We start from the raw sequence: 23704 nt of genomic DNA on the forward strand, positions 1-23704 counted from the left end.
TTGCTCAAGGGGAAACCTGCTGTAATGGAACGCCCCGCCCCCGTATGAGCACGAATCATGAAGCGACTGTTTTCCCTTCTTATGCTTTCCCTGTTCGCTGCGACCCTGACCGGTTGTGGCTATAACGCCATGCAGGCTTCCGACGAACAGGTGAAAGCGGCGTGGTCCGAAGTGCTGAATCAATACCAGCGCCGTGCCGACCTCATTCCCAATCTCGTAAGTACCGTGAAGGGCTACGCCAGCCACGAAGAGGCCGTGCTGACCCGGGTCACGGAAGCCCGCGCGCGCGTCGGCTCGGCCAACATCAGCGCTGAACAATTGGACGATCCGGCGCAGGTGCAGCGCTTCCAGCAGGCGCAAGGCGAACTCAGCTCGGCCCTGTCCCGCCTGCTGGTGGTCACTGAAAACTACCCGCAACTGAAAGCGGACGGACTGTTCCGCGACCTGCAGGCGCAACTGGAAGGCACCGAGAACCGCATTGCCGTGGCTCGCAATCGCTACGTGAAATCGGTTGAGGAATACAACGTCATGATCCGCCAATTCCCTGGTGCGATCACCGCCAAGGTCATGGGCTACAAGCCCAAGGCGAACTTCGCGGTCGAAAACGAAGCCGCCATTTCGCGGCCTCCCACGGTGGACTTCGGTGGCGGCGCACGTCCTGCGCCTGCTCCTGCGCGATGACTTCGTCCCGCCTGTGGCACAGGTTCTGCCTGTGCCTGACGATACTGGCCGGCGCGCTGGTGGCGCCTGGCCTGGCCCACGCCGCCGAGACGGCCGTACCCAAGCTGGAGCGGCGCGTGACGGACCAGACGGGCACGCTGGACCCGGCGGCTGTCGTGCGGCTCGAAGCGCACATGCAGGCGCTCGAAGCGGAAAAAGGTGCGCAGATCGCCGTGCTGATGGTGCCGACCACCCAGGGCGAGCCGATCGAAAACTACGCGGTTCGTGTGTTCGAAGCCTGGAAACTGGGCCGCGCCAAGGCGGAAGATGGCGTGCTGTTCGTCATTGCCAAGAACGACCGCACCTTGCGTATCGAGGTCGGATATGGGCTGGAAGGCGCGGTGACCGACGCCCAGGCGAGCCGCATCATCCGCGAGCAGGTCACCCCCCGTTTCCGGGAAGGCGACTTTACCGGGGGTGTCGAGGCAGGCGTGAATGCGCTGATCGGCCTCGTGCAGGGAGAAGACTTGCCACCCGTCGAGAAGGCCAAGGCCAATGCCGCCGAGACCGTCCGCGGCATTCCGACCGGCGTTCTATTCGGCGCCGGCCTGGTGCTGGTCATCCTGCCGGTCTGGGCGGCTGCCCTGCTTGGCGCCGTCGCGGGTTTCATGTTTACCGGATCCCTGCTTTTCGTCCTGCTCGGAGGGGTGTTGGGCGTGAGCTGCAGCGTGGTCGGCAAGGGTTTCCTGCCTGGCGGCGCGGCGCGCACGATGTCGCGCCGCGGCCTCGGCCGAGGTGGATTCGGCGGAGGTTTTGGTGGCGGATTTGGCGGTGGCGGCGGCGGCTTTGGCGGCGGTGGCGGTTTTTCGGGCGGCGGCGGCCGCAGTGGAGGTGGCGGTGCATCCGGCAGTTGGTAAGTTCGCCCGCGCGTGCGGCTGGCCCTTGATCAGCGGTCATTGGCGTCGGTCGCGGCATTTTCATGCCGCTGCGCTTGACCGGCTGGCTGCGGCCATTGCCGAAAGCGAGACCCATCACCCTGGCGAATTGCTGGTGGTGCTGGAGACCCACCTGCCCGACCACGTGCCCGATGGCGCCACACGAGCCCTGGAAGTGTTCGGACGCCAACGGGTGTGGGACACCCCCAACGCACCGGCGTGCTGCTGTACGTCGCATTGGGCAACCGGTGCATCGAACTGATCGCCGACCGGGGGATCGACGTGCCGGATGCCACGTGGGACGGCGTCTGCCGCCAGATCCAGGACGGCTTCCGGCGCGGCGATTACATCGGTACGTTGGAAACGGGCATCGATGCAATCGAAGCGGCGTTGAAGGCCGCGCTGCCGGTTGCCGAAGGTGCGGCGGATGCCAACCGCTTGCCGGATCGCCCCGTGTTCATCTAGACCCGTTCGCGGCAATGAGAGTGAAAAAGGGGATGCCGTAGGTCATGGCATCCCCTTCTTGCATGACGCACCGCCTGCGAATGCGGTGCCCAGTCTTTACATCAGCTTGGCCTTGACCGCTTCCAGGCCCGCCGCGCCGCATTCGCCGTCAATGACGCCCGAGGGCGCGCCGGCTACACCAACCGCGCCGACCACTTCATTGCCGACGCGGATCGGCACGCCGCCGCCCAGCAGCAGGAAGCCGGGGATGTCGGACAGGTGTTGCGCGACAGGGTTCTTTTGCGAGTTCTCTTGCATGGTCAGCGTCGGGGTGCGCGACGACGATGACGTGTAGGCCTTCATTCGCGCGCCGTCGACCGTATGCGGGCCGGCATTGTCGGCACGGACCAGCACGCGCAGCACGCCGGCGCGATCCACGACAGCGGCGCTGACATTGAATCCGCGCTGGGCGCAGGCATTCAAGGCGGCGTGCGCGATTTCGGTGGCGATGCCGGCGGGCACATTGCGCTCTTGCAGCAGTTGCGCCGACGCGAACAGCGGCGTGGCGGCAAGGGTGATCGCGGCGATGAGATGGGTGGCTTTCATGGAGGTCTCCGGGGGTTGCGTGACCGGTCATCCGGCCATGGGGAGCACTGTACCGACCGCCCTCCTGCGCGCACAGCCGGTGCGCTACCCAGGCAACTGGGTAGAACTACGCCGTCGCCAGCACCAGGCGGACCATGTCGGCCACCGAGGTCGTGCCGAGCTTGGTGGCGATGCCGGCCCGGTGTTTTTCCACCGTGCGCGGCGACAGATCCAGTGCCCGCGCGATCTCTTTCGTCGCCAACCCTTGTGCAATGAGTCCGATGATCTCGCGCTCGCGCTGGCTCAGCACGGATAGCGCGCGTGCCGCCTCGTCGCGCTCGCGGGCGCGCCCCAGGTCGCCCTGCCCTCGTGCCAAGCCCGCATCGATGGCTTCAAGCAAGGCATGCTCGTCGATCGGCTTGGTCAGGAAGTCCACCGCGCCACCCCGCAGCGCGCGGCGGCACGCGGCGACGTCCCCATGCCCGGTTATCACGACGACGGGCAGCCCCAACGCATCGGCCTGCAGGCGCTCGAGCAGATGCAGGCCGGACATGCCGGCCATCCGCACGTCGGTCACCACGCAGCCAAAGCGCTCTGGCGCTTCACGCGCCAGAAAGGATGCCGCGTCCGCATAGGCTTCGACGGCAAGGCCCATCGTGCGCAGCAGCAGCGCCAGCGCGTCGCGCACGTCTTCGTCATCGTCGATCAGAAACACCAGGGGGCGAGTCATGCAGCGGCCTTTAGCGTCAGGGTAAATCGGGTGCCTTTGCCTATCCCGCTTTCGGCCTGGATACGTCCGCCCATTGCTTCCATCAGACGCTCGCACAAGGGCAAGCCAAGCCCCATCCCGCCTTCCTTGGTCGTGTAGAACGGTGTAAAGATCTGTTCGAGCTCGTTGGGAGCCATGCCCGGACCGTTGTCTTCGACAACGATCGTGACGATCGCGTCGTTGTGGATCGCAACGAGTCGGATCCAATGGACTGGGTCACCTGAAAGCCCTGGGGCGCTGCCGGGCGCCAAAGGGGCCGGGCGTCCCGCGCCGGTGCGTGCCGCCAGGGCCTCCGCCGCATTGCGCACCAGATTATGCAGGACCTGTTCGAGCGACACGGCGTCCGCCACGGCGCGGACGCCAGCAGCGGACTCCCCTGCAGCGCCACGCCGCGTCCCGCCAGGTCGGCCTCGCTCAGTTCCACCACGCTTTGCACGACGGCATGGACGTCCGTATCCGCCAAGGGCAGCTCGCGCCGGCTGACCAGTGCGCGCATGCGTTCCAGGATGGCGCCTGCCCGGTTGACCAGGCGGATGTTGGTGCGGATGACCGGCGCCAGATCACCGGCCGCCGCACCGCCATCGATCAGTCGCAAGGCGGCCTGGTTCTGGCTGAGCAAGGCCGTCATGGGTTGTGTGAGCTCATGCGCAATGCCCGACGCCATCTCCCCCAGGCCGTCGACACGCATGGCGTGCGCCAGCCGCAGCGCCTGGTCCTGAAGCCGCGCATCGTGACGGGCGCGTCGCAACCGTTGGCCGGTCTGCAATGCGCCCAGCAGCACGGCCGCCAGCGCTGCGCAGGCCAGCACGGCAGGCACAGGCAGCAGCTCCGACCATCGGGCATCGCGCTGCAAGGTCACCACCAGCGGCTGGCTGGGGCTGTCAAGCTGCGACCTCATGACCATGGCGGGCAGGCGCCACCGTGACGGGCGCAGCGGCTGGGCATCGGTGGCGCCCTGCAACGCCGCCAAGGTCGTGGCGCCATCAGGGACTTCAAGGGTCCATGCGATGGGCCGCGGCCCGGCGTCGGCCGCAACCAGCTGGCCGGCATCGATACTGAAGACCAATACGGTGTAAGGCTCGCGCGGGATGTGCTTGATCAGACGAAAGGTGTCCGGAAGGCGGCCTGGCGCGAGCCGCGTTTTTCCCACCGCAATGCCCGCCGACGCTTGCGTCATGGCAGCGTTCCATCCCGCATCGGACACGGCGTGCGCCGCGCTGATCGCCAGCACACGCGGCACGGTTGCCGCCGACGGCTCGGGCGCCAGTTCGACCAGCACGATCTCGGTGATGCGTGGGTAGTACTGGCGCACCGACGCCGATACCCCCAGAAAGTTGGCAAAGCTTGCGTCATCGAAGCGCGCGACCGCCGCCAGGCTGGTCAGATGGGCGTCATGCTGGTCGACCCGTTGTGCGATCTGCCGCACGAGCGTACTGGCGTCGGTGTTGAACTGCCCCCGCGCATCGGCATAACGGAAGCCCAGCAGCGCCGCGCAGGCAAGCGCGGTCAGGCCCAGCCACAAGGCGAACCAGAGGGCAAACCGGGCAAAGACCGAACGAAGCGAAGACACGGGTGGCGGCATGCGCCGCATTATCGCCGCAATCACGCGGTGCGTCCCGGCGCCCGCCGCAGCCTGCCCCGGCTGCTCCGCCTGCCGGCGAAACGACCCCACACTGACCTGCATGCCTTGCCGCACGGCGTCGATGGACCGGTTGTCGTCATCGTTCTTACGCGTCACCATCGAAAACTGCAGCACGGGTGCGCCGCGCCCCAGCCGGATCACGCGCACCGGATACACCTGCAGCACGGCGGGGTCGGGCTCCTGCAGCAAGGACACCCCCAGCCCTGCGCTGACCATGGCGACAATGGCGGGCGAGCTGTCGAATTCCAGGGCGCCGCGAATGTCGGGTAAATGCTCGTTGGCGTAGTGCACGGCCATCGCCCCCGTTACCGTGTTCCGGTCGTAGCGGATCCAGTCGTGTTGCCGGAACAGCGTGCCCAGCGCGGTGTCATCGGCATCGGGCGGGGCGATCACCACAAGCTCGCGGGTGAACATCGGCGTCCAGCGCAACCGCGCCGATCCGCCCGACAGAGGCTGCGCGACCAGGGCCGCATCCAGCTCGCCCGCCTTGACCGCGGCGGTCAGGGTGCTGCTGCGGCCGCGGGCGGGCCGCAGTTCCAGGCGCGGGTGGCGTTCCCGCAAGAAGGCCATGATGCCGGGCAGCACGGCTGCCTGCAGGGATTCGATGATGCCCAGGCGTACCTGCCCTTCCGCCGCCAGACTGCTACCTGCGCGCAGGGATTCCAGCCCCTGCAGCGCCGCGCGCAAGGTATCGGCCACATCATGCGCCAGCTGGTTGGGACGCGCCTGCAGGCCCGATCGGTCAAAGAGCGGCTTGCCCAGATACAGTTCAAGCTGCTTCATCTGCATGCTGACCGCGCTGGGCGTCACGTTGGTGGCACGTGCCGCGGCGGCGAACGTGCCGGTCTGCAGCACGGCTTCCAGCGTGGCGAACGTCTCGATCTTCATCAATTTTCCTTATGAAGAAGCTCAAATACCTTCGCTATTCTAATGAAGCGCTGTGGCCTAGACTAGCCTTCAAACGCATAACAGCAGGAGCAAGCCATGCAAGCCACGTCCACCCCTATTCCTCAGGCACGTCCGGACGCGCGCCGCCCGCTGGCCTGGACCGCCGAACAGGTCCGGCAAGATGATTCCTGGATCATCCGCCTGACCACGGAGCAGATCGATGGCATGCACGCCGCGCTCGCTCACGCCAGGCAAACAGGCAAGACCCTGCTGGAGATGACGCAGGAAGACTTTCCCCTGAACGCCGCCGCGATCGCGGTGTTGAAGCAGGCGATCGACACGACCCAGGGCCGTTGGGGCATGTGCCTGGTCAAAGGCTTCCCGGTCGACGTCTGGTCCGAGGACGATTCGCGCCTGGCCTTCTGGGGCATGGCCTTGTACATGGGCGTGGGCCGGACGCAGAACCGCGCCAGCCAGATCATGAATGACGTCCGCAACGAAGGCGGCGAATACAAGGTCAAGGGCGGCCGGGGCTACAACACCAATGCCGGCCTGGACTTCCATCAGGACTCCTGCGACGTGGTCGGCCTGCTGTGCCGCCGTACGGCCAAGTCCGGTGGCACCAGCAAGGTGATCAGTTCCATCGCGCTTCGGGACGAGGTCAAGCGCCGGCGGCCCGACCTGATCCCGGTGCTCGAATCACCGTTCTTCCACAGCTATCAAGGCACGCAGGATCCTTCGCAGCCGGCCTACTATCGCCTGCCCATCTTCGGCAACCATCCGGACTATTTTTCGGCCCGCGCCAATCGGAAGAACACGGACGCCGCACAGCGCGATTTTCCCGAGGTGCCGCGCCTGACGCCCCAACAGATCGAAGCGCTGGACCTGCTCGAAGAACTGATGCCCAGCGACAAGCTGTGCTACACGATGGAACTGGAGCAAGGCGACGTGCAGTTGCTGAACAACTACGTCACCCTGCATTCGCGCACGCCGTTCGAAGACTTTGACGAGCCCGACCGCAAGCGCCACCTGTTTCGCCTCTGGCTCGCCATTCCAGGATCCCAGCCGCTCCCCGACGCCTGGGCCGAGTACTACGGCGACGCACGGGCCGGCGCCGTGCGCGGCGGAGTGCGTGGCACGGCCATCACCCCAGAATTCCTGGCCTATGAAAAACGTCAGGCCGCCACCCTCGGGATGCAATTCGAAACCTGGAAACCCCGCATGCTGAAGCAAGATATGGACACACTGTTGGGCGCAGACCTCGTCAGGGCGGACAACCACGCCGAGGCCTGAACGCCGCAAGACCAGACTGCATCGCGGTCGCCACCCTGGAAGGGGTCGCGGCCGCGCACCCACATCCGCCACGCGGATAGATAGCGATAACAAACGCGGGCAAGACCCGGCACACAAGGAGATACGCCATGCAGAGACGAACCTTTCTGGGCGCCATGAGCGCGGTGGGCCTGCTGGCCGCAACAGGCATGGCGCGGGCGCAAAGCGGCGCGACGCGCATCGTGGTCGGAGCGTCGCCCGGCGGAGGCACCGACACCGTCGCCCGCCTGATGGCCCAGGAACTGGGCCGCCTGCTGGGCGGCACGTTCGTCGTCGACAACAAGCCGGGCGCGGGCGGCAACATTGCCGCCCAGCAGGTCGCCAACGCCGAACCCGACGGCCGCACGCTGCTCATGTGCTACACCAGTCACGCCATCAACGCGACGCTCTACCCCAAACTGCCCTTCGATCCGGTCAAGGACTTTTCGCCCATCGCCTGTGTGGCCAGCGCGCCGTCCATTTTGCTGGCCCGCCCCGGCATCAAGGCCAATACCATGCGCGAACTGATCGCCCTGGCCAAGGCCGAGCCCGGTACGCTCAACATGGCCTTGCCCGGCATCGGATCATCGGGCCACCTGGCGTCCGAAGTGCTCAAGACGCGCGCCGGTGTGGACATCACGCTCATTCCGTACAAAGGCACGGCGCCCGCGATGAACGATCTGCTGGGGGGACAGGTCGACCTGATGTTCGCCACGGCGGCCCTGGCCAAGGCGCAGATGGACAACAAGACGCTCAAGCCCCTGGGGGTCAGCAGCGCGCAGCGCATGGTGTCGGCGCCCAATGTCGCGCCGATCGCGGATGTGCTGCCGGGCTATGACTTCAGCGCCTGGTACGGTTTGCTCGGACCCGCTGGCGTCAAGCCGGAACTGGCGCAGCAGATCTCGGCAGCGGTAGAAAAAACGCTGGCTCAAGAGCCCATCCGCCGCAGGCTGCTGGACGAAGGCCTGATCGCCCAGAGCAGTTCGCCCGATGCGTTCGGCGCCTTCGTGAAGTCGGAAGTGGAAAGGTGGGGCGCAGTGGTCAAGGCTACCGGCGCCAAGGTGACCTGATCCGCCTGGATGGCATATCGTTTGCTGATGGGCATCGGGGAACGCATCCCCGACCGCCAATCAGGAGCCAGGCATGTCATTACCCGCGGACTGCACGTTTGTGCTGGGCGCCCAAGACCCCGAAATGCGCGAGATCGAACGCGTGGTGCGGAACGCCGGCTACCCGTGCGTCGTCGCGGCGCAGGGTCGGCAGCGCGTGTCCCCCGGACGGCTTATGACGCCGACAGCGTCCTGCACAACGGGCCGGGCGGATTGCGGCTGGCCGTGCTCTTGCCCAAGGCGCCCATCGTGACCGTGGAGTGCCGCCTTCGCGGCTACGAGCCCCTGGTCGCGGTAGACCACCACAATCCGGGCGACATCGGCTATGAGATCGGCCCGGACCGCTACATGGAAGGCGCATCGCTCGGCCAGGTGCTATCCCTGCTCGAGCGCGAACCGACCGAAACGCAGCGTCTGCTGGCAGCCGGAGACCACTGCCTGACCGCCGCCTATCAGGGTGCGTGTCAAGGCGCACCGCCCGACCGCCTGCTGGAATTGCGTGCCTCCTGGCAGGCGCGGGTGAGCGGGCGAAGGCTGTCCGAGGTCATCGGCGGCATTCTGGATGCCGCCCTTCAGGTGCGCGCCCGGTACGACAGCATCCGCGGCGAATCCCGCTTCCTCGATCCCATCGGCGTGCCGCGCGACCTGCCCGAAGGCGCGGCCTACGCCGGACTGCCGGTGCGCTACCGGCAGTTGCTGCCCGACGGCGTGGTCAAGGAGATGTTCAAGGGCGGCAGCCCGGACGCCATCGAACGCTTCATGGAAGAACACCGTTCCGCCGGGCGGCCCGCTTACGGAAACCCGTATCGGGGCTACGCAGGCGCTTATTGGGGCGGATAGGCCAGACGTAAGCCGGGCAGAGGCCGGCCTTCGGTGGACGGCCGGTTCTTCCTGACGCGGTCAGCCCCGGCCCACGAATGGCATCTTCGTTGCCATCACCGTATGGAACAGCACGTTCGCTTCCAGCGGCAGGTTGGCCATATATAGGACCGACTGGCCAACCACGTCCACGTCAATCATCGGCTCGATCTCGATCGCGCCGTTGGCCTGGGGCACGCCCTTGGCCATGCGCGACGCCAGGTCGGTCATGGCATTGCCCACGTCGATCTGTCCGACGGCGATATTGAATGCACGGCCATCCAGCGCCGCTGTCTTCGTCAGCCCCATCACCGCATGCTTGGTGGCCGTATAGGCGATCGAATTGGGCCGCGGCGCATGGGCGGAGATCGAACCGTTGTTGATGATGCGGCCGCCTTGCGGCGATTGGTCGCGCATCACCCGGAAGGCCTGTTGCAGGCAATAGAACATGCCGTTCAGATTGACATCGACCACCTCGCGCCACTCGGCGGCCGTCCAGTCGATGAACGACCCCGGCGGATTGCCGCGACCCGCATTGTTGAACAGCACGTCTACCCGGCCGAACCGGTCTACCGCCTTGGCAAACAAGTGTTCGACCGCGGCCGCGTCCGCCACGTCGGTCGGCACGCACACCAGGCGGTCGCCCGCGCCATGGCGCTGCCGGGCCTCCTCGCGCACCGCGTCGAGCAATGCCGCCCGCCGCCCCGCAAGCACGACCCGATAGCCCGCTTCGGCCAGCGCCAATGTCACCGCCTTGCCGATGCCTGAACCTGCCCCTGTCACGATCGCCACTTTTCCAAGGCTCACTGCTGTCTCCCGTTGGTCGGATGCTTGCGAAGGTCAACGATAGCGGATAACGGCACCAACTTCGAGGATGACCGTTGAACGGCATCGAACGAACCCTTCGAAACATTCGACTCGTGGCCGCCAGGACCCGCTGACATAATCGCCGTCACCAACACGGACAACACCGGAGACAGCATGCTGCATGACGCTTTGCGCGGCGTTCGCGTCGTCGATCTGTCGCGGATCCTGGCGGGCCCCTGGTGCACGCAGAATCTGGCTGACATGGGCGCGGACGTGCTCAAGATCGAGCATCCGCACCGCGGCGACGACACCCGCGGATGGGGTCCGCCCGACCTGGCGTCCGCCAGCGGCGACGCATCGATGTCGGCCTACTTCATGGCGTGCAACCGCGGCAAGAAGTCGATCACGCTCGACTTTTCGACGCCCGAGGGCGCGGCCCGCGTCCTTGACCTGGTCAGGGACGCGGACATCCTGGTCGAAAACTACAAGGCCGGCGGCCTGCGCAAGCACGGGCTGGACTACGACAGCCTGAAGGCCATCAACCCGCGGATCATCTACCTGTCGATCACCGGATTCGGCCAGACCGGGCCCATGGCTGACAAACCCGGCTACGACTATGTGTTCCAGGGCATGGGCGGGTTGATGAGCTACACCGGACAACCGGACGGCATGCCCGGTGCAGGCCCCTTGCGCACCGGCGTGGCCGTCGTCGACCTGATGACAGGCATGTATGCGACGTCCGCGGTGCTGGCCGCTTTAAGGCAACGTGACACAACGGGCGAAGGCCTGCACATCGATCTGTGCCTGCTCGACGTCGCGGTTGCCCTGAATGCCAATCAAGCCGCGAACTACCTGGTGTCGGGCAACGCCCCGCAGCGCAGCGGGAACGCGCATCCGAACTGCGCGCCGTATGAAGTGTTCGCCGCGCAGGACGGACACCTGATCCTTGCGATCGGCAACGATGCGCAGTTCGCCCGCTTCAGCGCCGTGATTGGCCAACCCGCGTGGGCTGGCGACGCCAGGTTCGCCACCAACAGTGCCCGGCTGTCGAATATGACGGTGCTTCGGCCAGCGATCGCCGAGGTGCTGGCGCAACGTCGGCGCCAACACTGGACGGACGCGTTTGACGCCAACGGCGTGCCTTGGGGTCCGATCCACACCCTGGATGAAGTGTTCGCCCACCCGCAGGTGCGGCACCGTGGACTTCTGCAGACGGTCACGCATCCGGAGCTTGGCGCGATGCGTCTGGTCAGGAACCCACTGGTGGCGGGATCCCTGGGAAGCACTGTGGCAAGCGCGCCGCCCACGCTGGGCCAGCACGATGCCATGTACTAAACGACAACGACAACAAGAACACCCTGACTCACCGCAACAGGAGACACCCATGCGACTTTCCGTTCTATCCGGCCTGCTGACGCTGGCCCTGTGTTCCGCCGCGAACGGCGCGTATGCCCAGACCTACCCCGACCGGCCGATCCGGCTGATCGTGCCCTACGCGGTGGGAGGCACCACGGACATCATCGCTCGCGTCGTGGGCAATAAGCTTGGCGCGGTGCTTGGACAACCCATCGTCATCGAAAACAAACCGGGTGCCGGGGGCAACATCGGCAGCGCCTACGCCGCCCGGCAGCCCGCGGACGGTTACACCCTGGTGATGGCCGTTGAGAGCTCGCATGCGGTCAATCCGAACGTCTATGCCAAGTCCCCCTACGACCCGATCAAGGACTTTTCGCCGATCAGCAACCTGGCTGACGTCCCGAATGTACTTGTGGTCAATCCCGCCCTGCCCGCCCAGGATCTCAAAGCATTCCTGGCATTGTTGAAAAGCCAGCCCGGCAAGCTGGCCTTCGGTTCATCGGGCAACGGCGGCCTGAGCCACATGAATGGCGAACTGTTCATGAGCGTGACCGGTACCCGTATGCTGCACGTCCCGTACAAGGGACTGGGTCCCGCCTTGAACGACTTGGTGGCGGGCCAGCTCCAAGTCGTGTTCGATAACATTCCGTCGTCGAACCCACTGATCCAGAGCCACCGTATCCGTCCCCTCGCGGTCGCGGCAAGGCAGCGTCTGAAAGTGCTGCCCGATGTGCCCACCTATGCCGAAGCCGGCCTGCCGGCCATGAATACGCCTTCGTGGTTCGGACTGGCAGCGCCAGCCGGCGTACCGGATGCCATCCTTGACCGGCTCAATGCCGCGGTAGCGCAGACCTTGAAAGACCCGCAAACGGTCGAGGCCATCGAAAAGCAAGGCGCGGTTCCAGCGCCCACGACACGCAAGGCATTTGCCGAGACGATCAGCCAGTCATACGCCGGCTGGAAAAAGATCGTTGACGACAACGCGGCACAGGGGACCGCGCGTTCGTTGCCGGCGCGGACATCCAGGAAATGTCCTTGCTGGACCGCGAGTCCGGAGAGGCGTTCATCGCCCGCCTGCGCAACCTGTGCCACGCCGTGCATCACTTTCCCGTGCCGGTCATCGCCCGCATTCCGGGCTGGGCCCTGGGTGGCGGAATGGAACTGGCAATGGCCTGCGACATGCGCATCGCGGCACAGGACGCGCAGTTCGGCATGCCCGAGGTCAAGGTAGGCATTCCGTCCGTCATTCACGCTGCGTTGCTACCCAGGCTGATCGGTGCCGGCAATGCGGCATGGATGCTGCTGGCCGGCGAACTGATCGATGCGCCGACTGCGGCAGCCTGGGGGCTGATCAACGAAGCGGTAGCCAGGGATCAGCTCGATGAACGCGTCCTGCACCTTGCCAACTCGCTTGCGCGCATCGGGCCGGCCGTGCTGCGCCAACAGAAAGGGCTTCTGCGTCAGTGGGAGGCGCTGGATCTGGCAGCTTCGATCGACGCCAGCGTCCAGGCATTCGGCGCGGCCTTCGACACCGGCGAGCCCCAGGCTTTCATGAATGCGTTCCTTGAAGAGAAGCGGCAGCGCAAGGCGCGATAACGACACGCCTCGCGAGCGGTCACTGGCCTCAACCCTGGGACAGGCGCGATGCCATGACCACAGGATCATCCAGCAGCAGGTCGACGACCGCCGACACCAATGGCGACAGATCCCCCGCGCGTGTAACCAGGGACAGTTCCCGATGCGCCCACGGGTCGGTCAGCGCTACCGCCCCGATCCTTCCCGCGTCCAGCGCAGCCGCCGCTATGCTGCGCGGCACAGCCCTGTCGAGAAGCCGGCGACCTCGCCGTGCATGGCCTCGATGCCCGCGAACAGCCCGCGCACGTGCTTCAGGACGGACGTCCCGGCAGCCGTCAGTTCCATGCCCCTTGCCGCCCGCGTGAACAAGGACACGCCCAGGGCGAACTCCAGGTTCTTCAAGCGATAGCTTGCCGCCGATGCCGTCAGATGGACCGCTGCCGCGCCTGCCGACAGGCTGCCGGCCTCGGCAATGGCAAGGAACAGTCGCAGGTCGGTCAGTTCATATCGCATAGGGCCGGATGATTGCGGGTGTCAACGATCCGGATTATGCATGAGCCGGCCGCGCCCGCCGTGGTTTGCGGCGACGCCGATATGGCAGACGCGATCACCACGTTGCCCGCCCATGTCCCTGTCAACCGCGCGCGTGCGTTCCGCCCGGTCTCGTTCCCTCTGCTGCTAGACTGGGCGGCACGTTCCGCGCTCGTGCTCTCACCGCACTCCCTCTTGTCATGGCATCGACGCCCTGCTCCTCCTTGAACGCGTTGCTACGCAAAGTGCCCCGGCGATACCGGGTGCCTGCGCTGGCTGACCATTCCACCGGTTCGCAGGCGCCGTCCGCATCCAGGGATATCGCCACCGCCATCGAGATGGCGCGCGCGGCCCTTGCGCGTGGTGAGCATCCGGACGCGGCCATCCAAGCCCACTTCTTGCAGGCATTGTCACGGCTGATCGCCGATGCCTTGCACCCGCAGGCCGGGGACGTTGCCTTCCAGGCGATGGTGCTGCGCCATCGATATGCGGCGGTGCGTGAGCACGCGTCCCTGCAGGCGCAGGGAAATAAGGACGCCCGCGACCTTCGCAGCCGCGTCAGTGCCATTGCGCATCCGGGCAAGCTGCGGCAGCAGGAGCCCAGCCCGTTGCGCGACACGTTGTCGCGACTGTATGGGCAGGTGTCGATGGGAGCATGGGCAGAGGCTGCGGAGACGGGCCGGAACTTGTTGGCCGGTCTTGAAACCCAAGCAGACTGCCGGGGCGATTCGCGGCCGGATTCGCGGTCCGATCTCCGATCCCAAACCCGATGCGATCTCCGGTCCGACCCCCAGTCCAACGCCGAGCTGGAACACAGCCTTCGACGCCTTCTGGAAGACCCTGCGCTGGCGCGTCTGCAGCGGCTGTCGGCGCTGGCGCAAGACAACGAGGTGCAGCAATACCTTGCATTATGGGCTGCGCATGGCCCCAGGTCAGGCAGCGCGGAAGCTGCGGCCCAGGGTGCCGGCGCACAGCAGCGAGGCGCCCACGTCGAGGCGAAAGTTGCGCAGGCGCTGGATGCGCTGGCGGCGCAGCTGAACCGTGACGGCAGCCAACCTTGCATCTACCGAGTCGTCACCGCCATGCAGGTTCCGGCGGTGCTCGTGGACAGCGCCGAGCGGGCCAAGACCGAGTGGGATGTGGTGGTCTTGCGGCATCCGAAGACCGAAGTGTCCAAGGACACCGGCGACGCCGTCGGCACCGTATCGCCGCCCTGGGATATCTGCCTGCTGGTCGAGGTCAAGGCGTCGCCCGATGCCGCAACCACGGATTATCCGAGGCTGCTGCGTGGCCTGCAGCTGCTGACGAAAGCCGATCCCCATTCCGCCTATCCTTTCCGGAAGACGCAAGGGACTGTGCTCATTCGCGGCGCGTCGCTCCATGCGTTGCCCACGACGGACGTCCTGGCGACATTTCACGAAGCGGTGCTCTATGCCTCGGACACGCCGGCGGACTCAGTTCCCAAGCCTCTGGGCGCGGCCAGCCGAATGCAGTTGCTATCGTCAACCACCACGCTGGATTACGCGAGCAGGCTGGCCACGAGCGAAGCTGTTGACATGCACGACCTGGAACCCGTGTGGCAGGCCTTGCTGACCGATCCCCGCTGGCTTACCGTCCTGAACCAATACGCCACCCTGCGCCGCGTCAGGGAACTGATGGTGCACGTGGCTGACCTTGAAGCCCTATTGGAGAAATGAAGCAAGTATGGAATACATCGCAGGGTTCGTTATTCACGTGCTGCGCTCGCTGGCGTTCTGCGCCGTCTTCTTCTGGCCAGGCTGGCTGGTGCTGCGCGTCATGACATTCGGACGCTTTCCGCGTCTGCGTAAACCCAGCCGCGATGTTGAAGACCTGTCCGACGTGGAGGTCATCAGCTTCATCGGGTTCGTTTCCCTCATGGGACTGGTCATTCTGGTTGCAACGCTGATGCAACCCTGACCTACCTTCACGCGCTTTCCCGCCGCACGATTTCGAACCCGATCTCCACGACCGATTCCGCCGGCCGCTGACCATTGGCACACGCCGCGATCATCTCCGCCGCGCGCGCACCGATTGCCGCGCCATCCACATGCACCGACGTGATGGATGGCGACATCGACCCGGCAATGTCCATGTCCCCGAACCCCACCACCGCCAATTGCCCGGGCACCGACAGGCCTCGCACCATGGCCTCGGTCAGCACCCCCGCGGCCATCAGGTCCGACGTACAGAACACACCATCGATCCGTTTGTCCGCTTCCAGCAAGGACCGCAGCCCCTCGCGGCCTTGCGCGTGCGTCGTGGGCGCCGACACGAACCGCACCACCGGTTCCGGCAATCCCAGCTCCAGCGCCTTGCGCACCACGCTGCTGGCCCGCAAGTGCGCACGCTCATCATCGCCCGCCAGCACCGCCAGATGTTTCTTGCCTGCGTCGAACAGATACGTGCTGACGGCCGCGCCGATCTGTTCGTGCGAAACGCTAAGCAGCATGTCGATGGGGGTCGAAGTCGTGTCCCAAGTTTCGACGACCGGAATGCCCGATGCCTGAAGCAATTGCCGTCCCTGAGGCGAATGCATGACGCCGGTCAACACGATGCCATCGGGGCGGCGGCCGATGATCGCGCGCAGCAAGGCGTCTTCGCGCGGGGTGGCGTAACCGCTCTGCCCCACCATCAGCTGGAAGCCTTTGGCGTCCAGAGATTCGGTCAACGCGGTCAGCATGCCGGCGAACAGCGAACCCGCCACGGACGGCACCAACAGCGTGACCAGGTTGCTGCGCGACAGCCGCAGCGCTCCAGCCATCAGGTTCGGCACATACCCCAGCGCGTTGATGGCCGCATTGACCTTCTCAAGCGTGGCAGGCGACACCTGTTGCGGGGTGTTGATCACTCGCGAGACGGTGATCATCGACACGCCCGCGGCACGCGCCACTTCGCGCACGGTGACCTTGCCACGGTCGATGGAACTGTGCGGAGGCACGGGGGCTTGCTGGACGTCGCGGGCATGGGCGGAAACGGGTGGCTCGTGCTGGGGATAAAGCAGAAGGCTAACCCGTTGCTTCGTGCAGGTCACCAAACAACCCCTGGGTTTGCCCCAATGCCAGCGTTCCAAACTTGCTCCATACTCTCGCCAATTCCGACGTTAACGTTAACAAGCAAGATGTTAACGTTAACAAACATGCAAAAAATCGAGGAGACAAGAATGAACAGCAATTCCAGCAAATGGGTGTTTGGTCTGACGCTGATGGCGGCCGCCGGGGCTGCCCAGGCATGGCCCGACAAGCCGGTAACGATGGTCGTGCCTTTTCCGCCGGGTGGCGCAACCGACTCCGTGGCCCGTTCGGTGGCCAACAAGCTGACCGAGCAGTTCAAGCAGACCTTCGTGATCGAAAACAAGGCGGGCGCAACTGGAACGATCGGCGCGGCGCAAGTGGCTCGGGCTGCCCCGGATGGCTACACGCTGATGGTGACGTCGCTGGCGCCGCTGGTGGTGGCCGAACACTTGATGAAGTCGCTGCCCTACTCCCCGGCCAAGGACTTCACCTATCTGACCGTGGCGGTGCAGGCGCCTAACGTGCTGGTCGTCAGCCCCGCCCTGGCACCCAAAGTCAACAACGTGCAGGATGCGCTGGCCATGCTGAAGGGCAAACCAGGCGGCATCAGCTTTGCGACGTCGGGCGCGGGTTCGTCCGACCATCTGACGGCTGAACTGTTCTGGCAGAAGACGGGCACGAAGGGCTTGCACGTGCCGTACAAGGGCGGCGCGCCGGCCATCTCTGACCTGCTGGGCAATCAGGTCGACATGTCCTTCCAGAACGTCAACGCCGTGTTGCCGCACATCAAGGCTGGCAAGCTGAAGGCGATCGCCGTGACCGGCAACAAGCGTTCGCCCGTGCTGCCCGACGTCCCGACCTTTGCCGAAGCGTCGGTACCAGGCCTCGTGGTCTATTCGTGGCAGGCCGTCGTCGCGCCCAAGGGCCTGCCAACCGACGTGCGTGACAAGTTGTCCGCCGCGTTGGTCAACGCCGTGAAAGACCCCGCGATCAGCAAGCCGTTCACCGACCAGGGCCTGGAAGTCGTTGCCAATTCGCCGGAAGAATTCACTCGCTTCCAGCAGCAGGAAAGCGCGCGCTGGAAGGAAGTGATCCAGACCGGCAACATCACGATCGAATAACCGCAGCGCGACCTGGTCGGCTGCACCACGCCATTTTCTACCGAGCTACCATGCCCCACACTTCCCCTGCAGTCGGCCAGACGCCGACCATCACCCACATGCGCGTCGTGCCCGTTGCCGGACGCGATTCCATGCTGCTCAACCTGAGCGGCGCGCATGGCCCCTACTTCACCCGCAATCTGGTGATCCTGACCGACAGCGCCGGCCACACCGGCGTGGGCGAAGTGCCGGGCGGCGAAAAGATCCGCGCCACGCTGGAAGACGCCGGCCAATTCATCATCGGTAGTTCCATCGGCAACTATCAGCACACGTTGAATCAGATGCGCCAGGCCTTCGCGAGCCGCGACAGCGGCGGCCGCGGGCAGCAGACCTTCGACCTGCGCGTGGCGATTCACGCGGTCACCGCAGCCGAATCCGCCTTGCTGGACCTGCTGGGCCAATACCTGAACGTGCCGGTAGCCGCGTTGCTTGGCGAAGGCGTGCAACGCACGTCAGTGCAGATGCTGGGCTACCTGTTCTACGTGGGCGACCGGCACCAGACGCCCCTGGACTATGACAGCGCGCCTGATGAAGCCGACGACTGGCTCCGTCTGCGTCATGAAAAGGCGCTGACGCCCGACGCCATCGTCCGGCTGGCTGAAGCCACTTATGCACGCTATGGATTCCAGGACTTCAAGCTGAAGGGCGGCGTCCTGCGCGGCGAAGAAGAAGTCGAGGCCATTCGCGCCCTGCATGAACGTTTCCCGCAAGCCCGCATCACGCTGGACCCCAACGGGGGCTGGCTCCTGAAAGACGCCATCCGCCTGTGCCGTGACCTGCATGGCGTGATGGCGTACGCCGAAGATCCTTGCGGCGCCGAGGGTGTGTTCTCGGGCCGTGAAGTGATGGCCGAGTTCCGACGCGCAACGGGTCTGCCCACCGCCACGAACATGGTGGCAACCGACTGGCGCGAGATGGCGCACGCTTTGTCGCTGCAATCCGTCGACATCCCGCTCGCCGATCCCCACTTCTGGACAATGCAGGGTTCGGTCCGCGTTGCGCAGACCTGCCAGGCGTTCGGCCTGACCTGGGGTTCGCATTCGAACAATCACTTCGACATTTCGCTGGCGATGTTCACGCATGTGGGCGCCGCCGCGCCCGGCCGCGTTACGGCGCTGGACACGCACTGGATCTGGCAGGACGGCCAGCAACTGACGCGCAATCCGCTGCAGATCCGCAATGGCTACATCGACCTGCCGGACACACCGGGGCTGGGCGTGGAACTGGACATGGAAGCGGTCGAACGCGCGCATCAGCTCTACAAACAGCACGGTCTGGGCGCGCGAGACGATGCGATGGCCATGCAGCACCTGATTCCCGGGTGGTCATTCGACAACAAGAAGCCCTGCATGGTGCGGTAAGCCAGGCGGCACGCAACGACAACAGCACGGGACACCGCGGCACAGCGGTGCCAGCACAAGAAGGCCATCGGGCCACATCACGCTTGGCGACAGGCAATCGAGGAGACAGCAAGGTGAATACCGCATCGAACTTCAAATGGAAAGTGCTGCCGGCGATCCTTGCCGCGGCATTCCTGGCAGGCTGCGGGGGCAGCGGCGATGATGACGCCGGACCGACGGCTTCCGCGCCGGCATTCCGGTCGGCAGGACTGGTCCAGGCCGCGCCGACCGTCACGACCAGCGCGTCCGGCCAACAAGTTGTCAGCGTCAGCGTGCTGACGCAAGGCGGGCTCAAGACCTTGACCACGACGGCGGTCACGCCTGCCAGCGCGACGGCCATCCAGGCCTCGCTGGCTCCTGGCAACCTGGTAGATTGGCTGGCGTCCGACACCGGGGCCGTAACAGTCCCGACCGATCCCGCGCAGACCTTCAACGTGGTGCTGGCCAAGGGCAAGTCCAGCGATGCGCAATTCAACTTGCAGAAGTACGGGGCCTCGGTCGCCCGCAACGCCAACGCGCCCGGACCCATGGTCGCCGCCGGATGGATTTACAACAAGAGCGGGTCCACCATCACCGTGGGTGACGGCAGCATCGTGACGGCCGATCAGGCCGGCCGCGCCTATACGACGCCGATCAAGCGTTACGAAGAAACCTATACCGTCGCCCCCGACGCGCAGGTCTTCAACGTCAACACCGACGACTACAGCAAGAGCACCGTGTCCACCCTGGCCGCCGTGCCGGTCACCGCGAACTACAACTACGCGACCACCGCCCGCCAGGCCGCTTACCTGTTGTTCGACAACAATTACCAGAACGCGGCCAACGCCAAGGTGGTGGCCATCTGGTATTTCACGCCGCAATCGAAGACCGACGGCAAGCCAGTATGGGACGTGCCCACGCAGAGCCCGATGCTGGCCGACAAGGGCACCGATCCGGTGTCGGGCCAGACCTACGTTGCCATCAACGCGACCGGTGTATCGGCCGCGCCCTACACCCGCAGTACCGAGCCGTTCGAGATGGTGAAGAACACCATGTACTACGTGGGCGACAACGAGGTTGCTTCGTACGTGCTGAAGGCAGACATGGGGACGGCGGACACGTCGGACGACAAGGTCATCAAGATCGATGCGGGCTGGCCGAACAGCGGCTATCAGTACTTCAAGAACATGGAACTGATGGGCGTCGATCCGCGATCGGTGACCGACCTGTGGCTGACCCACGGCCACGGCGACCACTACGGCACGGCCGTTGAACATCTGAAGATGATGGACAACGCAGGCAAAACCATGAATCTGTGGGCGTCGAAAGAAGACGTGATCGGCGTGAAGGGGGACCTTCAAGGCAACGTCTGGGATATTCCCGGCGCCCTGCCCGAAACCGAAACCGTGCTGCGTGCCCGCACCAACAATTTCTACGAATACGACAAGTGGTACGACTACGGCAACGTGCAGATCATGGTGATCTGGGCGCCTGGCCATACGCCTGGCACGACCAACATGCTGTTCCGTGTCAAGAATCCTGCCGACGGCAAGTTTGTGATCTTCGGCTATCACGGTGGCTATGGCGTGAACGGCCTGAACTCCCCTACCCCGGCCAACGGCTGGCGCCGCCTGTCGTTCCAGCATGGCTTCAGCTATCTGCAGAACACCGTGGACGTGGACTTCGTCGCACCCCAGCACACGAACCAATACCCCATCGTTGAAGTCTTCCAGGGCCTGAAGGCGTACAACCGCGATCCGGCCAACGCCAACAAGCCCCTGACGATGCTGGATGCGCTGACGTCCAGGGTGTTCGACTCGCCTGCGATCGGCGGCACCAAGGTCACGACCGAGTTCGCCAACCAGCTGGAAAAGCGCCGGTCTGTCGTCTCCTATAAAGCCAGTGACGTGGCGAACCGGACCTACAAGAGCATTGAAACGTCAGGTCCGTTCAAGCCCGGTCGCGAAGCGGGCCTGACCGACATCCGCGCCACATTGCTGGACAGCGGCAAGATCGTGCAAGGCTTCGTGGGTGCGCAAAACAAGAATCCCGCCATCCCGCTGCTGGCCAATGGCATCGTCGTGCCGACGGACAGCTACGTGGACGATCCCACCGGCTTCTTCGTGCAGGTGTCGATCGACGTGCAGGATACCGTCTACAAGGGATACGTGCCGCCCGGCCTGGCGCAGAACAGTCCGGGGCTTGGCACGTCGATCACCTATGACGGCGGACCGGTCGAATCGGTCCACGCGGCCAAGGGGACCTTCCATCCACCCGAAGTGCTGCGCACGCAGCGCCTGAAGACCCTGGCCGAAGCGCAAGCCGTGTTGGCGAAGATACAGAAGGGCCGCACGGTAACGATCTCGCTTAATTCCGGAAGTGAAATCGTCGTGCCGGCAGATGTCAACGCGACGTTCCGCTAAGGTGACGTTCCGCTAAGGCGACGTTGCGCCAACGCGGCAAACATGCAAGGCGGCGCAAGTGCCGCCTTGCTTTTTCTGCATGAAGCGAGCATCCATGCGTACAGGACTTTTTGGGCAGTTGCTGCTTGGCGCGGGGGTCGTGTTGACCCTGGCGGCCGGCACGCACGCCGCCACGCTTTCAGAAACCGAAGCCCAAGCAAAGGCTGGCGACGCCGCGGCCACCTACGCACTGGCGCGCCACTACAGCGGGGCCAGCGGGACGGCATTGGACAGGCAGAAGTCTTTCGACTATCTGCGGCAGGCGGCGTCGCAAGGCCACACCCCCGCGCAAGTGGACCTGGCCTTCACGTACTACAACGGCAACGATCGCGTGCCGAAAGACACGGCGCAAGCCTTTCAGTGGTTCAGCAAGGCGGCCGCCAGCGGATCCGTCATTTCGCAATGCCTGCTGGGCGATTTCTACAAGACGGGCATGGGCGGCGCGCCGAAAGACGGCAAGCAGGCGTTCGCGTGGTACAGCAAGACCGCCACTACCCAGGATCGTTGCGCGCCCAAATCCCAGTACGAATTGTTCGAGGCCTACGCATCCGGCCGCGGCGTCCCGCGCAATATGACCACCGCGATCACCTGGTTGAAACGCGCCGCCGACGCCGGCAACCCGGTTGCCCAGGCACGGTTGGGACGGGCTTACCTGAAAGGCGAAGGCGTGCCGCTCGACGACGCGCTGGGCAGGGCCTGGCTGAAGAAGTCACGCGAAGGTGTTGCACCCCACGAGGACGAAGACGATGACGCCCATGAACCGGGGGCCAAGGCACCGGTTCATGGGCATGCGGGGCATCGGCACTGACCGGCGCCGACCGCCGAAAATCGTTGCGGCGCCTTCACGCGCCGGCGACCTGCATCCGGTTCTTGCCCGACGCCTTGGCTTGGTACATCGCTTCATCCGCTGCCCGCATCAGACTCTGGACATCGGAGGGGTCGTCTGCCGGTACGAGCGTGACCCCGATGCTGGCGGATACCGCAACGCTACGATCGGTCAGCGCAATGGGCTCGCCCACGGCCTGCAACACGCGCTGCAGCACAGCAAGGCATTGCACCTCGCTTTCCAGGTCCCGCATCACGATAATGAATTCGTCGCCGCCTATCCGTGCGACCACATCGCGTTCCCTGACAGCCCGCGTCAACCGTTGCGCCACGATCCGTAGCACGACATCGCCCTGCGCGTGGCCAAGCGCGTCATTGATTGGCTTGAAACCATCGAGATCCAGATAGGCCACCGCCGCGAGCGGCGCGGCGGGCGTTGCCGGGAACAGCAGCGTGTCGAGCCGTTCATAGATATAGCGGCGATTCGGCAGGCCGGTCAGCGCGTCGTGCAGCGCCGACCACTCCAGTTCACGCCCGGCGCGCTTGAGCACGATCAGCATGTGCACCAGGCCGCCCATGCCCACGCTGCACACAATGATCAGGACCCCTTCGAACAGGCGGCGCGACCCTGCCGACTGCGCTTGCAGCGGCGACACGCACAATGTCCAGCTGACCCTTTCGATGTGCACGCCCTCGCAAACCGGCTGCGTGACAGGCGCTGCCGACCTGGCAATTACCCGCCGGTGCCCGGCTTCAGGATCCATGCCGGACAGCTCATAGGCGTAACCCTGCAGCGACATGGCTTCCAGGTTGGCGTCTGCCAGCGCGTCGGGCAACAGCAAGGTGACGACGGTGTATCCCCAGAACCTGCTCGCGCCCCGGTCGTCGGGCAGGAAGATCGGCAGCATGCCGATTGCGCCGATGGGGCCCTGGATGAGCTGGAACGGCCCCGAAAACTCGATGACGGGTTTGTCGGGGTGGATCGCAGCGATCACCTTGTCGCGGTCGACACCTTCGAGCACGTCGTGGTCCCTGACGAGCAGGTTGCGGTCCAAGGGTTCGATCTGCCGGATGATGCCATCAGGCGCAAGCGATAGCGCGTACGCGCCCTTGTACATGGGCAACAGGAACAGCGCCAGCCGCTCGAAATCATCGACCCTCCCGTTGCCCTGGTAGACCATCACGGCCAGCGATCGCGTGGCCGTCAGCGCCCGGCTCACCACCCGTTCCACGGCGGATGCAAAAGTTGCAGCCACCGCGCTGGTCTGTGCGGATTCCACCGCGCGCGCGTCGTCGTTCAGCTTGGACAGCACAAAGCCGCCGAATGTCAGCATGGCCAGGCACGCCAGCAAGGGCAGCAGCATCGGGAATCCCTT

At 65.1% G+C, this 23704-nt stretch carries 21 protein-coding genes and 4 pseudogenes; 16 read left to right on the top strand and 9 right to left on the bottom strand.

Annotation, left to right across the window (positions count from 1 at the left end):
• Nucleotides 1–57: 57 nt before the first annotated feature.
• Genes ACNANG_RS00745 through ACNANG_RS00760 form a run of 4 tightly spaced genes read left to right on the top strand, consistent with a single transcriptional unit; the run spans nt 58 to nt 2060 of the window.
• On the top strand, nt 58–681 hold the full coding sequence (locus tag ACNANG_RS00745; RefSeq protein ID WP_420225574.1) for a LemA family protein: 624 nt from the start codon (nt 58–60) through the stop codon (nt 679–681).
• Nucleotides 678–1577: a TPM domain-containing protein gene (locus ACNANG_RS00750; RefSeq protein WP_420225575.1), complete on the top strand. Its 900-nt coding sequence runs from the start codon at nt 678–680 to the stop codon at nt 1575–1577. The genes ACNANG_RS00745 and ACNANG_RS00750 overlap by 4 nt, the downstream gene beginning before the upstream one ends.
• 25 nt (nt 1578–1602) lie before the next feature.
• Complete coding sequence (locus ACNANG_RS00755) at nt 1603–1857, top strand: hypothetical protein (RefSeq protein WP_420225576.1); 255 nt, start codon at nt 1603–1605, stop codon at nt 1855–1857.
• Nucleotides 1791–2060, top strand: a complete 270-nt coding sequence (locus tag ACNANG_RS00760) for a TPM domain-containing protein (protein ID WP_420225577.1) — start codon at nt 1791–1793, stop codon at nt 2058–2060. The genes ACNANG_RS00755 and ACNANG_RS00760 overlap by 67 nt, the downstream gene beginning before the upstream one ends.
• 96 nt (nt 2061–2156) lie before the next feature.
• On the opposite strand, the gene ACNANG_RS00765 is transcribed toward ACNANG_RS00760, so the two are convergent.
• The 4 genes and pseudogenes from ACNANG_RS00765 to ACNANG_RS00780 form a co-directional block, all read right to left on the bottom strand.
• Nucleotides 2157–2645: a GlcG/HbpS family heme-binding protein gene (locus ACNANG_RS00765; RefSeq protein ID WP_420225578.1), complete on the bottom strand. Its 489-nt coding sequence runs from the start codon at nt 2643–2645 to the stop codon at nt 2157–2159.
• A 106-nt stretch (nt 2646–2751) separates the two neighbouring features.
• Complete coding sequence (locus ACNANG_RS00770) at nt 2752–3354, bottom strand: response regulator transcription factor (RefSeq protein ID WP_420225579.1); 603 nt, start codon at nt 3352–3354, stop codon at nt 2752–2754.
• On the bottom strand, nt 3351–3743 hold the full coding sequence (locus ACNANG_RS00775) for an ATP-binding protein (protein ID WP_420227673.1): 393 nt from the start codon (nt 3741–3743) through the stop codon (nt 3351–3353). The genes ACNANG_RS00770 and ACNANG_RS00775 overlap by 4 nt, the downstream gene beginning before the upstream one ends.
• A gap of 1397 nt (nt 3744–5140) precedes the next feature.
• Nucleotides 5141–5923, bottom strand: a pseudogene (locus tag ACNANG_RS00780) (LysR family transcriptional regulator); the annotation flags it as partial.
• A 96-nt stretch (nt 5924–6019) separates the two neighbouring features.
• Between ACNANG_RS00780 and ACNANG_RS00785 the strand changes: the two are divergent.
• The 3 genes from ACNANG_RS00785 to ACNANG_RS00795 all read left to right on the top strand — a co-directional run bounded on the left by ACNANG_RS00785 (nt 6020) and on the right by ACNANG_RS00795 (nt 9183).
• Nucleotides 6020–7216: a TauD/TfdA family dioxygenase gene (locus ACNANG_RS00785; protein ID WP_420225580.1), complete on the top strand. Its 1197-nt coding sequence runs from the start codon at nt 6020–6022 to the stop codon at nt 7214–7216.
• A gap of 128 nt (nt 7217–7344) precedes the next feature.
• Complete coding sequence (locus ACNANG_RS00790) at nt 7345–8304, top strand: tripartite tricarboxylate transporter substrate binding protein (RefSeq protein ID WP_420225581.1); 960 nt, start codon at nt 7345–7347, stop codon at nt 8302–8304.
• Between the two features lie 165 nt (nt 8305–8469).
• Nucleotides 8470–9183, top strand: coding sequence for a hypothetical protein (locus ACNANG_RS00795; protein ID WP_420225582.1), 714 nt, complete (start codon nt 8470–8472; stop codon nt 9181–9183).
• A 60-nt stretch (nt 9184–9243) separates the two neighbouring features.
• Here ACNANG_RS00795 and ACNANG_RS00800 read toward each other — a convergent pair whose 3' ends face one another.
• The gene (locus tag ACNANG_RS00800) at nt 9244–10008 is read right to left on the bottom strand and encodes an SDR family oxidoreductase (protein ID WP_420225583.1); all 765 of its coding nucleotides are present in this window, start codon (nt 10006–10008) and stop codon (nt 9244–9246) included.
• Between the two features lie 174 nt (nt 10009–10182).
• On the opposite strand from ACNANG_RS00800, the gene ACNANG_RS00805 reads away from it, so the two are divergent.
• From ACNANG_RS00805 to ACNANG_RS00815, 3 genes and pseudogenes are all read left to right on the top strand, one after another.
• The gene (locus tag ACNANG_RS00805) at nt 10183–11343 is read left to right on the top strand and encodes a CaiB/BaiF CoA transferase family protein (protein WP_420225584.1); all 1161 of its coding nucleotides are present in this window, start codon (nt 10183–10185) and stop codon (nt 11341–11343) included.
• 49 nt (nt 11344–11392) lie between these two features.
• Nucleotides 11393–12343: pseudogene (locus ACNANG_RS00810) on the top strand (Bug family tripartite tricarboxylate transporter substrate binding protein); the annotation flags it as partial.
• Nucleotides 12344–12345: 2 nt separating this feature from the next.
• Nucleotides 12346–12960: pseudogene (locus ACNANG_RS00815) on the top strand (enoyl-CoA hydratase); the annotation flags it as partial.
• A gap of 28 nt (nt 12961–12988) precedes the next feature.
• Here ACNANG_RS00815 and ACNANG_RS00820 read toward each other — a convergent pair.
• Together ACNANG_RS00820 and ACNANG_RS00825 are read right to left on the bottom strand one after the other, a co-directional pair.
• Nucleotides 12989–13180 (bottom strand): hypothetical protein, encoded by a 192-nt coding sequence (locus tag ACNANG_RS00820; RefSeq protein ID WP_420225585.1) that lies wholly within the window; start codon nt 13178–13180, stop codon nt 12989–12991.
• Nucleotides 13180–13452, bottom strand: a pseudogene (locus ACNANG_RS00825) (LysR family transcriptional regulator); the annotation flags it as partial. The pseudogene ACNANG_RS00825 and the gene ACNANG_RS00820, both read right to left, overlap by 1 nt.
• Nucleotides 13453–13937: 485 nt before the next feature.
• On the opposite strand from ACNANG_RS00825, the gene ACNANG_RS00830 reads away from it, so the two are divergent.
• Both ACNANG_RS00830 and ACNANG_RS00835 read left to right on the top strand, forming a co-directional pair.
• Nucleotides 13938–15167, top strand: coding sequence for a 3-deoxy-D-arabino-heptulosonate 7-phosphate synthase (locus ACNANG_RS00830; RefSeq protein ID WP_420225586.1), 1230 nt, complete (start codon nt 13938–13940; stop codon nt 15165–15167).
• A 7-nt stretch (nt 15168–15174) separates the two neighbouring features.
• Nucleotides 15175–15408 carry a hypothetical protein gene (locus ACNANG_RS00835; RefSeq protein WP_420225587.1) on the top strand — a complete coding sequence of 78 codons (234 nt, stop codon included), beginning with the start codon at nt 15175–15177 and terminating at the stop codon, nt 15406–15408.
• Nucleotides 15409–15415: 7 nt separating this feature from the next.
• Here the strand turns inward: ACNANG_RS00835 and ACNANG_RS00840 are convergent, their stop codons facing one another.
• The gene (locus ACNANG_RS00840) at nt 15416–16429 is read right to left on the bottom strand and encodes a LacI family DNA-binding transcriptional regulator (RefSeq protein WP_420225588.1); all 1014 of its coding nucleotides are present in this window, start codon (nt 16427–16429) and stop codon (nt 15416–15418) included.
• A gap of 222 nt (nt 16430–16651) precedes the next feature.
• On the opposite strand from ACNANG_RS00840, the gene ACNANG_RS00845 reads away from it, so the two are divergent.
• The 4 genes from ACNANG_RS00845 to ACNANG_RS00860 all read left to right on the top strand — a co-directional run bounded on the left by ACNANG_RS00845 (nt 16652) and on the right by ACNANG_RS00860 (nt 22311).
• Nucleotides 16652–17623 (top strand): Bug family tripartite tricarboxylate transporter substrate binding protein, encoded by a 972-nt coding sequence (locus ACNANG_RS00845; protein ID WP_420225589.1) that lies wholly within the window; start codon nt 16652–16654, stop codon nt 17621–17623.
• Between the two features lie 50 nt (nt 17624–17673).
• Nucleotides 17674–19023, top strand: coding sequence for a glucarate dehydratase (gene gudD, locus ACNANG_RS00850; protein WP_420225590.1), 1350 nt, complete (start codon nt 17674–17676; stop codon nt 19021–19023).
• A 113-nt stretch (nt 19024–19136) separates the two neighbouring features.
• Nucleotides 19137–21464 (top strand): MBL fold metallo-hydrolase, encoded by a 2328-nt coding sequence (locus ACNANG_RS00855; RefSeq protein ID WP_420225591.1) that lies wholly within the window; start codon nt 19137–19139, stop codon nt 21462–21464.
• A 94-nt stretch (nt 21465–21558) separates the two neighbouring features.
• Nucleotides 21559–22311 carry a tetratricopeptide repeat protein gene (locus tag ACNANG_RS00860; protein ID WP_420225592.1) on the top strand — a complete coding sequence of 251 codons (753 nt, stop codon included), beginning with the start codon at nt 21559–21561 and terminating at the stop codon, nt 22309–22311.
• A 34-nt stretch (nt 22312–22345) separates the two neighbouring features.
• Here the strand turns inward: ACNANG_RS00860 and ACNANG_RS00865 are convergent, their stop codons facing one another.
• Complete coding sequence (locus ACNANG_RS00865) at nt 22346–23692, bottom strand: diguanylate cyclase domain-containing protein (protein WP_420225593.1); 1347 nt, start codon at nt 23690–23692, stop codon at nt 22346–22348.
• Nucleotides 23693–23704 lie beyond the last annotated feature (12 nt).

The sequence above is a fragment of the Pigmentiphaga litoralis genome, from assembly GCF_048632615.1.
In the GTDB taxonomy this organism is placed as follows: Bacteria; Pseudomonadota; Gammaproteobacteria; order Burkholderiales; family Burkholderiaceae_B; genus Pigmentiphaga; species Pigmentiphaga litoralis_B.